Genomic DNA, 12,493 nt, shown 5'->3' with positions numbered 1-12,493 from the left:
CGTCATGCACGACAGACACCTTTCCGGCCTGCACCGCCGCGGCTTCCTCGCCGCCACCACCGGCGCCGCCGCCCTCGCCCTCGCCGGCTGCGGTGGCGGCGACGACAAGGCGGCCCTCGGCGCCGACGGACCGCCCGGGCGGGGCGGACGCCTGCGCGCGGCCTTCGCCGGCGGGGGCGCGAGCGAAACCCTCGACCCGCACCTGGCCAACCTGTTCGCCGACGTCGCCCGCGCCAAGGCCCTCTACGACAAGCTCGCCGACTACGGCGCCGACCTCTCCGCCCGCCCTCGCCTCGCCGAGAAGTGGGAGTCCGACAAGAGCCTGGGCCGCTGGCAGGTGACGCTGCGTCAGGCCACCTTCCACGACGGGAAGCCGGTCACCGCCAAGGACGTCCTGTACAGCTACCGCCGTATCGCCGACCCCGGCAAGGCCTTCCGCGCCAAGGCGTCCCTGGAGCCCATCGACCTCGACGCCAGCCGCGCCACTGACGAGCAAACCGTCGAGTTCGTCCTCAAGCGCCCCACTGCCGAATTCCCCAACATCTTGGCCGCGTTCGGCGCGTACATCGTCCCCGAGCACGCCACCGGCTTCGACGACAAGCCCATCGGCTCCGGCCCCTTCCGGTTCGTCTCCTTCACACCCGGCCGCTCCGCCGTCTTCCGCCGCTACGAGGACTACTGGGACGGCGCCCCGCACCTCGACGAGATCGAGTTCGTCATCGCCAACGAGGAGTCCGCGCGCGTCAACGCCCTCCTCGCGGGACAGGTCGAGTACGCGCACGAACTCAACCCCACCACCGCCCGTGCCCACGAGGGCCGGGGACAGATCGAGATCGTGCGGCTGCGCAACAGCGCCATGCAGGCGTTCTGCATGAAGACCGACCGGCCGCCCTTCGACGACAAGCGGGTGCGCGAGGCCTTCTTCCTCATCGCCGACCGGCAGGAACTCGTCGACGGCGCCCTGTCCGGTGCCGGCGAGGTCGGCAACGACCTGTTCGGCAAGGGCTACGAGTACTACGCCTCCGCACTGCCGCAGCGCGAGCGGGACCTCGGCCGCGCCCGGGCCCTGCTCAAGCAGGCCGGCGCCGAGAAGCTGAAGGTCACCCTGGACACCTCGGCCGTCGCCGCCGGGTTCACCGAGGCCGCGAGCATCTTCCGCGACCAGGCCGCCGAGGCCGGTGTCACCATCGACGTGAAGATGGGCAGCAAGGACTCCTACTGGAGCGACATCCTCGACGGCGGCACCCTGTGCTGCTACCGCTCCGGCGCCATGCCCATCGAGGCCCACATCTCCCAGCGCCTGCTCACCGACTCCACGACCAACGCCACCAAGTGGCACCACAAGGACTTCGACGCCCTCTACCAGCAGGCCCAGTCCACCCGGGACAAGAGGGAACGGGCCGCTGTCTACACGCGGATGCAGCGCCGCCTGTACACCGAGGGCGGCTTCCTGATCTGGGGCTTCGCCGACTGGATCATCGGAACGGCACCCAAGGTAAGGGGAGTGGAGAACAAGGCCCCCGCCAACACCCTCGACTGGGCCCGCTTCGACAAGGTGTGGCTGGCGTGAAGCGGAGCGGTCCGCGCTCCTTCGTCGCCCGGCGGCTGGTGCTCGGTGCCGTGCAGACCGTGGCCGTCGTGCTGCTGGTCTTCACGCTCACCGAGGCGCTGCCGGGCGATGCCGCGGTGGCCCTCGCGGGCGACCAGCCCGACCCCGCCCGCATCGCCGCGATCCGCGCGGCCATGGACCTGGACCGGCCCGCCCACGAACGGCTGGCGGACTGGGCGACGGGGCTGCTGCACGGCGACTTCGGCACCTCCCTGACCTCCGGCCGCCCGGTCACCGGGTACATCGCCGACGGTTTCGGCCCGAGCCTGCTGCTGGCCGCCCTCACCCTCGCCCTGCTCGTCCCCCTCGGTTTCGGGCTCGGCGTGCTCGCCGCCCGCCACGAGGGGCGGCTCGTCGACCGGCTGATCAGCTCGGCGACACTCGCCGTGTACGCAGTCCCCGAGTTCGCGCTCGGAGTGCTGCTCGTGACGGTCTTCGCGCTGAAACTGACCTGGCTGCCGCCGACAGCGGTCGGTTTCGGCACGGACCTGCTCGGCCATCCCGCCGTGCTCGTGCTTCCCGTGCTGGTCCTGCTGTCCCGCCCGGTCTGCTCCCTGTCCCGCCTGGTCCGCGCCGGCATGGTCGACGCCCTCGCCTCGCCTTACGCCGCTCACGCCCGCCGCTACGGCGTACCCGGCGCCCGCGTCCGCTACGCCCACGCGCTGCCCAATGCCCTTGCCCCGGCCGCGCAGCAACTCGCCCGCACCGTCGACTGGTTGCTGTGCGGCGTCATCGTCGTGGAGGCGCTGTTCGTGATCCCCGGCCTGGGAACGGTCCTCCTCAACGCCGTCGCCGAGCGGGACGTGCCCGTGGTGCAGGGGCTGGCGGTGGTGTTCGGCGTGCTGACCGTCGTACTGAACCTGGGCGCGGACGCGGTGGCGTACCGGCTGACGCCCCGGGCGGGGGTGGCGGCGTGATGGCTGATGCGCCGGGCGGGGGTGGCGGCGTGATGGCTGACGCCCCGGGCGGGCGAGGTGGCGTGAGGGCGTCGCGCCGGTTCCTCCTCGGCCTCGTGATCGTCGCCGCCCCGGTGCTCCTCGCCCTCCTGGGGCCTCTGTTCGCCGGTGCGCCAGGCCCCCGCGCCGCCTCCTTCACCCTCGGCGACGGCCACTGGCTCGGAACCGACTTCGTCGGGCGCGACGTCTGGCGGCAGGTGCTGCACGGCGGCCGCACGGTCGTGCTGACCGCGCTCGCCGCTACCGCCCTCGCCTACCTCGTCGCGCTGCCGGTCGGACTCGCCGGCGCGCTCACCCACGCGCGGCGGCTCGAGGACTTGCTGATGCGCCCCCTGGACGTGCTGCTCGCCGTGCCGTCGCTGCTGCTGATCCTGCTGGTGGCGTCCGTGTTCTCGCCCGGCGCCACGGGCCTCGCGCTGCTCGTCGCGCTGGTGAACGTGCCCGACGCCGCCCGGATCGTCCGCGCCGCCGCGGCCGAGGCCGCCGCCCGGCCCGCGGTGGAGGCGCTGCGCATGCAGGGCGAGACGTGGTGGCGCGTCGCCGTCGGCTACGTCGGCCGCTCGGCCCTGCGCACGTTGGCCGCCGACGCCGGCATCCGGCTGACGGGTGTGCTGTACCTGGTATCGACCGCCGCGTTCCTCGGTGTGGGAGTCGCCCCGGACGCCGCCGACTGGGCGGTGATGGTCGACCGCAACCGCACCGGGCTCTTCGTGCAGCCCTGGGCGGTCGTCGTCCCCGCGCTGCTGATCGTGGCCCTGACGACGGGCACCAACCTGCTCTTCGACGCCGCCCTGGAGAAGAACCCGAGAAGGAAGGGACGGCGGCCGTGAACCACGCCACGGACCCGATGGAACCCGTCGCCGAGATCAGCGACCTACGGGTGGAGGCCGACGGCCGCGCGATCGTCGACGGAGTGCGCCTGCGGGTGCTGCCCGGCCGGGTGACCGCCCTCGTCGGTGCCTCCGGCAGCGGCAAGACCACCATCGGGCGGGCGCTGCTGGGGGAGTACCCGGCCGGTGCCCACGTCACGGGGGAGGTGCGCCGGCCGGGAGACGGCCCGGTGGGCTACGTGCCCCAGCACCCGGCCGCGGTGCTCAACCCGGCCCGTCGCGTCAGCGCCCTGCTCGACGACATCGCCCGACCGCAGGTGCGCCATCTGCCCCGCCGTGAACGCCGTGGTACGGCCCGCCGACTGGTCCTGACAGCCCTGTCGGAGGCCCAACTACCCGAAGGTGAGCGACTGTTGCGGCGCTATCCGCACCAGCTCTCCGGCGGCCAGCAGCAACGCGTCGTCCTCGCCCAGGCTCTCCTCCTCGGCGCCCGGGTCATCGTCGCCGACGAACCCACCACCGGGCAGGACGTCCTCACCAAGAAGGCCGTCGTCGACCGGCTGGCGGCGGTCGCGGCCCGCGGCATCGCGGTCGTCCTGCTCAGTCACGACCTCGACGTCGTCCGCGCCCTCGCCGACGACGTCCTCGTCCTGCGCGCCGGCCGGGTCGTGGAGTCGGGGCCCGTGAAGCGGCTGTGGGAGATCCCCCGGCACGACTGGACCCGGCGGCTGCTGGAGGCACAGCGCCCGGCACCGCGAGTCGAAGCACCGGCCGACCTCGGCCAACCGGTCCTGGAGGTACGGGATCTGACCGCCGTGCACGACCGCACGACCACTGTCCTGCGCGTCCCGCACCTCGCCCTGTACTCCGGCACCTGCCTCGCCGTCGTCGGCCGCTCCGGCAGCGGCAAGACCACCCTTGCCCGCTGCCTGGCCGGACTGCACCGGGACCACCACGGCGAGATCCTGCTCGACGGCACCACCCTGCCGCGCAGCCTGCGCCGCCGCGGCCGGGACCAACTCGCAGCCGTGCAGTACGTGTTCCAGGATGTCCTGGCATCCTTCGACGAGCACCGGACCGTCCTCGCCCAGGTCGCCCGCACCGCCGTCCGGCTGCGCGGCACCACCGAGGAGGCGGCCACGGACGAGGCCGGCGCCACCCTCGCCCGCCTCGGCCTCCCGGAGGAGCTCACCCGCCGCCGTCCCGGCGAACTCTCCGGCGGCGAACTCCAGCGCGCCGCCCTCGCCCGCGCCCTCCTCGCCCGGCCCCGGGTCCTGGTGTGCGACGAGATCACCTCCGGCCTGGACACCGTGAGCCGCCGCGGCCTCCTCGACCTGCTCTCCAGCCTGGTCCGCGACCGCGGCGACCTCGCCCTCGTCCTCATCACCCACGACCTGGACACGGCGGCCCTGGCCCACCGCATCGCCGTACTGGACGCCGGTGAACTCGTCGAACAGGGCCCGGCCCGGCAGGTCCTGACCGCACCGCGGCACCCCCTCACCACGGCCCTGCGGGAGACGATCACCGGTCCCGGTACGTATACGCGGGCATGAACCGAAGCGAGCCATGTCCGTTACGAGTTGAACGAACGCACGGCCATATGATCAGGTTGCGGGCGATGTTCTGCGCACACTCCCTTCCTCCACTCCCTGCCGGAAGAGGCGCCCACGCCTCGAGTCGCTTCGGGAGGGCCCGTGAGTGACACGATGACCGCGGTCCGCCCGGGCGCGGAAACCACACCGAGTGCGCGCACGGAAGCGCAGGACGCCGCGAGCCGCCCGCCCCGGCAGCGGGACGCGTTCTTCGACAACGCCAAGTACCTCGCGATCGTGCTCGTGGCCGTGGGACACGCCTGGGAGCCCCTGCGCCAGGGCAGCAGGACCGTCACCGCCCTCTACACCCTCGTCTACGCCTTCCACATGCCGGCGTTCATCATCATCTCCGGCTACTTCTCGCGCACCTTCGACGGCAGCCCGGCCCGGCTCAGGCGTCTGGTCACCGGCGTCGTCGTCCCGTACGTGGTGTTCGAGACGGCGTACACCCTGTTCACCCGCTGGTCCAGCCAGGACCCCGACCGCCCGGTCAGCCTGCTGGACCCCCTGTACCTCACCTGGTTCCTCGCGGCACTGTTCGTCTGGCGGCTGACCACACCGCTCTGGCGGCTGGTGCGGTGGCCACTTCCGCTCGCCCTGGTCGTCGCGATGGCGGCGACGACCGCGCCGTCCATCGGACACGACCTCGATCTGCAGCGCACCCTGCAGTTCCTGCCGTACTTCGTGTTCGGTCTGCTGCTGCGGCCGGAGCACTTCCGGCTGGTGCGGCGGCGCGTGGCGCGGATCCTCGCCGTGCCGGTGGCCGTCTGCGCCCTGGGCCTGGCGTACTGGGCGGCCCCGCGGATGGACTACGCCTGGTTCTTCCACGCGGACAGCGCCCCGGAACTCGGCGTCCCCGTCTGGTACGGGCCCCTGATGACCCTGGCCGTCTTCGGCTGCTCCCTCGTCCTGGTCGGCTGCTTCCTCGCCTGGGTGCCCGGGCGGCGGACCTGGTTCACGGTGCTGGGCGCCGGCACCCTGTCCGGCTACCTGCTGCACGGTTTCGTCGCGCAGGCCGCGAAGCACTGGGCCTGGTACGAGCCGGCCTGGGTCCGGGGGCCGGTCGGCGTGATCGCCGCCACCCTGGTCGCGGCCATGGTCGTCACCGCGCTGTGCACACCGCCCGTACGGCGGGTCTTCCGCTGTGTGACGGAGCCCCGGATGGCCTGGGCCTTCGGCGACACGGCCACCGGCCGGGCCGGAGTCCGCCGAGCTGCGCCCTGACCGCCCAGCCCGCACGCTGGAAGGACATCACACGTCTCGGCGAGGGAGTACCGGCATGGCTAAGGGCCGCAGCGAGGGCGGGAAACCGAAGAAGGGCGACAAGGTCACCTGGAGCAGTCACGGCAACCGCACCGAGGGGGAGGTGGAGCGGGAGATCACCGAACGGACGGAGGCGTCCGGCCGCACGGTCGACGCCTCGCCGGACGACCCGCAGTACGAGGTGCGCAGCGACAAGTCCGGCAGGACCGCGGTGCACAAGCCGTCCGCGCTCAAGAAGAAGAAGTGAGGCGGCGTGGACGGCGGGGAACGCGAGGAGACCTGGAACGACTTCCGTGAGCTGGTGAACATGACACCGGCCGGTCTCGAGAAGTGGCTGGAGTCGGACGACTCGCAGAACGCCGGACAGCACCGGGACGGGGGCGAGTCCACCGGACACGCCTCCGGCCGTCGGATCGTGGCGATCCTGCGGGCCGGGAAGGGCGACCTCACGGACGACGACTACCGGCACATGCGCAAGGTGGTCGGCTATGTCCGCCGTCACCTGGCCCAGCGGCCCTCCGGGGACGTGCGGGACTCACGGTGGCGGTACTCGCTGATGAACTGGGGCCACGACCCGCTCGACGGGTGACGGCCCGGCGGGCGAGCGCCCGCGCGGATCCCCGGGAGGCGCGATGCCCCCGGGGGGTCACGCCGCGCCGGTCTCCTGCGGGGCCACCGCGACCCCGTTCAGCGCCTGGCTCATCTGGTGCTGGGTCTCTTCGGCGACCACACGGGCCTCTTCCACGACGTCACCGCGTTCGCGTATGAGGCTCTCGTAGATCGGCAGTTCTCCGGTCGACATCGAGTCAGGTTTCACAGCGCTGTTCCTATCGCTTTGCAGACGGGATCTGAGGGGGTCCGAGTAAGTCTGCGTCACGCCGTCCCACCGTGTTACTCACCCCCGGGGTGTCCAGATTTCCGTCACGTGCTTCGCAAATTCCTCACGTTTGCTGCTCTGCTTCGTCGCGCGGCGGTGGACCGCCGTGTGCCGCGTGTGGTGCCCATGCGAAAGGGCCCCGGGAATCGCTTCCCGGGGCCCTTCGCGCGGATGGCGTCAGAGCGACGTCGTGTGGATGCCCGCGTTGGCGCCCGCGGCCGCACCCTGCGGCGAGACGGCTGCCTGCACGGCGGCGCAGGCCTCGCCGGCCAGGGGGCCGACCAGGCCGGCGGAGAGGCCGCCCACGAGGCCCGCGGAGACATCGACGCCGCCCGCGTTGCCGCCGGCGACGGCGTCCAGGTCGGCGTCGGTGAGCTCGGCGGTGTCGACCCGAGAGGTGAGGTTCATGGGGGTGTTTCCCTTCGCGTGAATGTCTCGCAGTGGCGGTGAGCACGGGTGCTCGCGGAATCCGGAGACCGGGATTCCGCCCCGGCCGCTCCCGCCGTGCGCAGGATCAAAGCACTCCCCGGAGCGGAGATCCAACCGCCCGTCGGCGCTGCACGCCTCCTCGCGGCCACCGTCTTCACCGCTGTGACCTCCGGGTCACGGGATGCGCCCACTCCTTCACACACCCCGTCGCCCGGCCGCGCGCGAGACTCTTGCGGCCCGATTCCCGAAGCGGGCACTTCACCGCCAAAAGCCCAGGTCGCGAATGGGGCGCGGCGGAGACCCGAGCGCCGCGCGACAGCCCGGCGCACGGTGTGCAGATGTGCTGGATGTTCGGACCCGGTACGCGTGAGGCGACGGGCTCGGACCCCCGGCAGGCCACGGCTCCTGGCCCGCCGGGCCGCAGGCTCCGCCTCATTCGGGCGACGAGCCCGCCTCCTGGAGGCGCGGGCTCCGCCTCGGGCCACGGGCCCCGCCCTACCGCGAGACCCGCCCCCTCGAACCGCGGGCCCCGCCCCTCAGCAGCAGGCCCCGCCCTCTCAAGCCACCCCCGCCGGCTGCAGCAGCCGGGCCAGCAGGTCGTCCAGGGTGACCAGGCCGGAGAGGCTGCCGGAGTCGTCGCGGACCACGGCAAGGGACGACCGGCGGCGGCGCAGCACCTCGATGGCCTCGGCCACCGTGGCGGTCTCCGCCAGCTCGGGCACCGGACGGGCGAGGTCCCGCGCGGTCGTGGCCCGGCCCCGGGCTCGGGCCACCAGGGCGTCCCGGGCGTGCACCGAGCCGAGGACCGTGCCGTTCTCCCGGACCAGCAGCCGGGTGCGGTCGTGCTCGGCGGCGAAGCGCAGCAGCGCGTCGAGGTCCGCCTCGCCCTCGACCCAGGTGATCTCGGCTGCCGGGATCCGCAGCGCGGCGACCGGAGTCTCCGGCTCGGTCAGCGAACGGGTCAGCAGCTCCGAGTCGGTCGCACTGATCAGACCCAGCCGTTCCGACTCCTCCACCAGGTGCGTCAGCTGCTCCCGGTTGTGCACCGAGGCCAGCTCGTCGCGCGGGGCCACCCGGCACAGCCGTACCAGGGCGTTGCTCACCCGGTTGAGCAGCCGGATCAGCGGACGTACGGCCCGCACCACCGCCCGGAAGGGCGGCGACAGCAGCATCGCCGAACGCTCGGGGTGGGCGATGGCCCACGACTTGGGCGCCATCTCACCGACCACCATGTGCAGGAACACCACCACGACCATCGCCAGGGCGAAGGCCACGCCGTAGCTCACGGCACTGGGCAGGCCCAGGGTGTGCAGCAGCGGGTCGAGTTCGTGCGAGATCGCCGGCTTGGACACCGAGCCCAGGCCCAGGGTGCACACGGTGATGCCCAGCTGGGCGCCGGCCAGCATCAGCGACAGCTCGCGCATCCCGGCCAGCGCCGCCGCGGCGCCGCGCCGCCCCTCCGCGGCAGCCTTCTCCATGCGGTGCCGTTTGGCGGCGACGAGGGCGAACTCGGCCGCGACGAAGAAGCCACTGCCGATCAGCAGCAGCACGGTCACGAAGACCGCCATCGGGAAACTCACGCCATCTCCTCGGCTTCCGCGGCCTCCACGAGCAGACCGATCCGGACGCGGTCGGCCACGTGCCGGTCCAGCGTGCGGACGTCGATCACGGCCCGGCCGCCCTCGGGCAGCTCGACCGTGACCCGGTCACCGACCGTCGGGAAGCGGCCGAGCCGGTCCACGACCAGGCCGGCCACGGTGTCGTAGTCGTCGTCCTCCGGCAGCCGGACACCGGTCGCCTCGGCCACCTCGTCCACCCGGCGGCCGGCGTCCACCAGCCAGCCGTCGCCGTCAGCGAGGGCGAGAAGGGTGACCTTGTCGGACTCGTCGGCGATGTCACCGACGAGCTCCTCGGCGATGTCCTCGTAGGTGACGACGCCCGCCACGCCCCCGTGCTCGTCCAGGACGACCGCGAACTCGTCGTCGTGCTCCCGCATCCGCGTCACCGCGTCGGGCAGCGCCAGCGTGTCCGGCAGCAGCAGCGGTCGCCGGGCCACCTCGCCGGCACGCGCCCCGGCCAGCCGGGCGGCGGGCAGCGCCATCAGCTCGCGCACGCCCAGCACGCCCACGATGTCGTCCGGGTGGTCGCCGAGCACCGGATAGTTGGAGTGGCCGTGCCGGGCGATCAGGCCGATCGCCTCCTCGGCGCCGGCGTCCTTGCGGACGAACACGGCGTCGGCGCGCGGCACCATCACCTCGTGCAGGGTGCGCTCGGAGAACTCCAGCGCGTGGTCCAGCAGCGCGGCTGTGTCCTCCGGCAGCTCTCCCCGCTCGTGGGACTCGCCGATCAGATGGCCTAGCTCCTCCAGCGTGGCGCCGTGGTGCAGCTCCTCGACGGGTTCGATCCCCACCTTGCGCAGCAGTCGGTCGGCCGCACCGTCGAAGATCCGCACGACGGGGCCCACGACCCTCAGATACGCCAGGGTGGACGGGGCCAGCGCCTTCGCCAGCCGCTCGGGTACGGCGATCGCGAGATTCTTCGGGGCGAGTTCGCCCAGGACCATCTGCACGACCGTGGCCAGCACGAAGGCGAGCACGACGGCGATGGTGCCGACGGCCGCGTCGGGCAGGCCGAGACCCGACAGGGCGGGTCTGAGCAGTGCGGACACCGACGGCTCGGCGATGAAGCCGACCACCAGGCCGGTGACGGTGATGCCGAGCTGCGCGCCGGACAGCATGAACGACAGCCGCTCCAGCACCGTGAGGGCACGGGCGGCCCTTCGGTCCCCGGCCTCGGCCTCACGCGCGAGGGTGAGCCGGTCGGCGGAGACGTAGGCGAACTCCTGGGCGACGAAGTAGCCGGTGCCGGCGGTCAGCACGAACACGGCGAGCAGGCCCAGCAGGGCGTCTGCGGCACTCATCCGACACCACCCCGCCGTGTGCCGCGATCACTGGTGCCGAGGCGGGATGGTCGGGGACTGTGCCCCGGAGGGTCCGTCGATCTGGCGGACAAGAACGTGCTCCTTAGACGTGTGGTGTGTCATCCGGTACAACGCTCGTCGCCGCCCGGGTGTTCCCGGATTCTACGGCCGTGTAGATGAACTTCACCCGGCCGCCGCCTGGCCCCCGGCCCGCCTCGCACCCCGGTCAGCCCGGGCCCACGACCTTCTGCACATCCGCACTCGACAGCGTCTGCGGCGACGCCGTGAACGCGCGCAGGAGGATCCGGACCCCCGGGCGGGGCAGGGGGAAGCGGCCCGCGGGCGGCCGGAGTTCGTAGGGGGCGGTGGCGTGAGCGGGCAGGGCACGGGGGCCCCGGACGACCCGCCAGTACGCGGCCATGCCCTGGCCGGTGGTCAGCATGAAGTGCGGGGTGAGCTCCGTGTCGCCGGTGTTGGTGACCTGCAGCGCGAGGCGGGAGACGGTCGCCGCGGTGGGGTGCCGGACCGCCGTGACCCGCATCCGCAGGGGCGGTGTCCCCGTCGCCGCCACGGTCGCGCAGCCAAGGGCCGGTGCCAGCAGCAGGATCGTCGCGGCGACCCGCGCCGGGCGGCCGTGCGCCCCGGACAGGATGCCCGGTCGAGGCTGCCACGCCCGGACGAACACCGACGCCGGAGCGGTCACCGCCGCCGCCAGCCACAGTGGCGTCATCAGCAGGTAGTAGCCGTCCTGCGACCGGGTCGCCAGGTAGAAGACGCACCACGGCAGCACCGTCGCGGCCGGCCCCAGCCGCCGTACGAAGAGCACGAACAGCGAGAGCAGCCCGGCGAGGAGCAGCAGGCTCGCGTGGGAGTACCAGCCGATCCGGTCGCTGCCGTCCGTGAGGTACAGCGAGATGCCGACCACGCCCTGGCCGTGCAGCACCGCCCCCTGGGTGAGCGGCAGGGCGATCCCCGTGAGCCAGCGCCCCGGCTCGCTCACGACGAAATAGGCGTTGACCAGCAGCCACCCGCCGGCCGCGACCCCGGCGAACCGCAGCACCACCAGCGCCGCCGCCCGGCCTCCCAGTTCTCCGCGCCGCACCGCGTAGATCCCGGCCAGCAGGAACGGCGCCAGGAACCAGGGGAGTTGCTGCGCCGCGCACGCCACACCCAGACACACCGCCCGCCCCAGCCCCACGGCCCCGAGCCGCCCGCCCGCACCGGTACCGGGCCAGCGCACCACCACCGGCACCAGCAGCGCCAGCGCCACGACCGCCGGGTAGCCGAGCCGCCCGTACGACGGCAGCATCCCGAAGCCCAGGCACACCAGGGTCGCCGCCGACCGCCACGGCGCCGGCAGCATCCGCCACAGCACGACCGTCCCGGTGATCAGCGCGCCGGTGCTCACCGCCGTCGCCGGAGTGCCGGCGTGGCCCAGCCACAGCAGCGGCACCGTCAGCAGCGGGGCGAGCGGCGGATAGCCGTAGGTGAAGTCGTAGCCGCCGGTCACCGTCGGGGTGAGGGCCACGCCGTGGCCGAAGAGCCAGGGCCACGGCTGCCCGTACACCGGGCGCCCCGCGGCCAGCTCCCGCGCCGCCTGGGTGGTGAGCAGGGCCTCGTCGGAGCCGTTGTGGAGCATGATCCACGCGCACAGGGTGAGCGTCACGCCCGTCACCAGCACGCAACTGTCCACCCGGGCCAGCGACCGGACCCGTCGGACGACCAGGGCCAGCACCCCGCACGTCAGGATCGACGCGTAGCACAGCGAGATCACGGCGGCCACGGCGGGACGGTGACCGGCCGCCGACGTCCACACCGCACGCGTACCGATCAGCAGCCCGATGTCGGCGAGCAGGGTCAGGACGCGGTGCCACTGGGCCGGGGGAGCCGGCGGCGCGGAGACCGCAGACTGGGTGCGCGGGCCGGGCACCACCAGCGTCGTTTCTGCCGAATACACGCCGCCGGACGCTAATCGCCGCCGGTGAGCGGCACCCGGAGGGAGGTGAAGATTCCGGTG

Annotated in this window: 12 protein-coding genes; 7 read left to right on the top strand and 5 right to left on the bottom strand. The window is 73.0% G+C overall.

Translation table 11 applies throughout. From position 1 onward, the window contains the following. The first annotated feature begins 4 nt into the window (after positions 1-4). The 7 genes from ABTX60_RS01650 to ABTX60_RS01620 all read left to right on the top strand — a co-directional run bounded on the left by ABTX60_RS01650 (position 5) and on the right by ABTX60_RS01620 (position 6,839). Positions 5-1,570, top strand: a complete 1,566-nt coding sequence (locus tag ABTX60_RS01650; RefSeq protein WP_352095070.1) for an ABC transporter substrate-binding protein — start codon at positions 5-7, stop codon at positions 1,568-1,570. Next, a complete protein-coding gene (locus ABTX60_RS01645) occupies positions 1,567-2,526 on the top strand; it encodes an ABC transporter permease (RefSeq protein ID WP_352095069.1) in 960 nt (319 codons plus the stop codon). The genes ABTX60_RS01650 and ABTX60_RS01645 overlap by 4 nt, the downstream gene beginning before the upstream one ends. 32 nt (positions 2,527-2,558) lie before the next feature. Next, positions 2,559-3,395, top strand: coding sequence for an ABC transporter permease (locus ABTX60_RS01640; RefSeq protein WP_502992258.1), 837 nt, complete (start codon positions 2,559-2,561; stop codon positions 3,393-3,395). A 17-nt stretch (positions 3,396-3,412) separates the two neighbouring features. Next, positions 3,413-4,948, top strand: a complete 1,536-nt coding sequence (locus ABTX60_RS01635) for an ABC transporter ATP-binding protein (protein WP_352095136.1) — start codon at positions 3,413-3,415, stop codon at positions 4,946-4,948. 141 nt (positions 4,949-5,089) lie between these two features. Next, a complete protein-coding gene (locus tag ABTX60_RS01630) occupies positions 5,090-6,211 on the top strand; it encodes an acyltransferase family protein (RefSeq protein ID WP_352095067.1) in 1,122 nt (373 codons plus the stop codon). Between the two features lie 55 nt (positions 6,212-6,266). Continuing rightward, the gene (locus tag ABTX60_RS01625) at positions 6,267-6,497 is read left to right on the top strand and encodes a hypervirulence associated TUDOR domain-containing protein (RefSeq protein ID WP_352095066.1); all 231 of its coding nucleotides are present in this window, start codon (positions 6,267-6,269) and stop codon (positions 6,495-6,497) included. 6 nt (positions 6,498-6,503) lie between these two features. Further along, positions 6,504-6,839, top strand: coding sequence for a DUF3140 domain-containing protein (locus ABTX60_RS01620; protein WP_352095065.1), 336 nt, complete (start codon positions 6,504-6,506; stop codon positions 6,837-6,839). A 57-nt stretch (positions 6,840-6,896) separates the two neighbouring features. Here the strand turns inward: ABTX60_RS01620 and ABTX60_RS01615 are convergent, their stop codons facing one another. From ABTX60_RS01615 to ABTX60_RS01595, 5 genes are all read right to left on the bottom strand, one after another. After that, positions 6,897-7,052, bottom strand: coding sequence for a hypothetical protein (locus tag ABTX60_RS01615; RefSeq protein ID WP_167526520.1), 156 nt, complete (start codon positions 7,050-7,052; stop codon positions 6,897-6,899). 252 nt (positions 7,053-7,304) lie between these two features. Next, on the bottom strand, positions 7,305-7,535 hold the full coding sequence (locus ABTX60_RS01610; RefSeq protein ID WP_352095064.1) for a hypothetical protein: 231 nt from the start codon (positions 7,533-7,535) through the stop codon (positions 7,305-7,307). A gap of 578 nt (positions 7,536-8,113) precedes the next feature. Next, positions 8,114-9,136: a hemolysin family protein gene (locus ABTX60_RS01605; RefSeq protein ID WP_352095063.1), complete on the bottom strand. Its 1,023-nt coding sequence runs from the start codon at positions 9,134-9,136 to the stop codon at positions 8,114-8,116. Beyond that, positions 9,133-10,476, bottom strand: coding sequence for a hemolysin family protein (locus tag ABTX60_RS01600; RefSeq protein WP_352095062.1), 1,344 nt, complete (start codon positions 10,474-10,476; stop codon positions 9,133-9,135). The genes ABTX60_RS01605 and ABTX60_RS01600 overlap by 4 nt, the downstream gene beginning before the upstream one ends. Before the next feature lie 226 nt (positions 10,477-10,702). Then, positions 10,703-12,433, bottom strand: a complete 1,731-nt coding sequence (locus ABTX60_RS01595) for a hypothetical protein (RefSeq protein ID WP_352095061.1) — start codon at positions 12,431-12,433, stop codon at positions 10,703-10,705. Between the last annotated feature and the right edge of the window lie 60 nt (positions 12,434-12,493).

The organism is Streptomyces sp. NPDC126510 (genome assembly GCF_040302345.1).
GTDB lineage: Bacteria > Actinomycetota > Actinomycetes > Streptomycetales > Streptomycetaceae > Streptomyces.
Note: the sequence above shows the minus strand (reverse complement) of the source record. Positions and strands in the feature narration are given on the sequence as shown.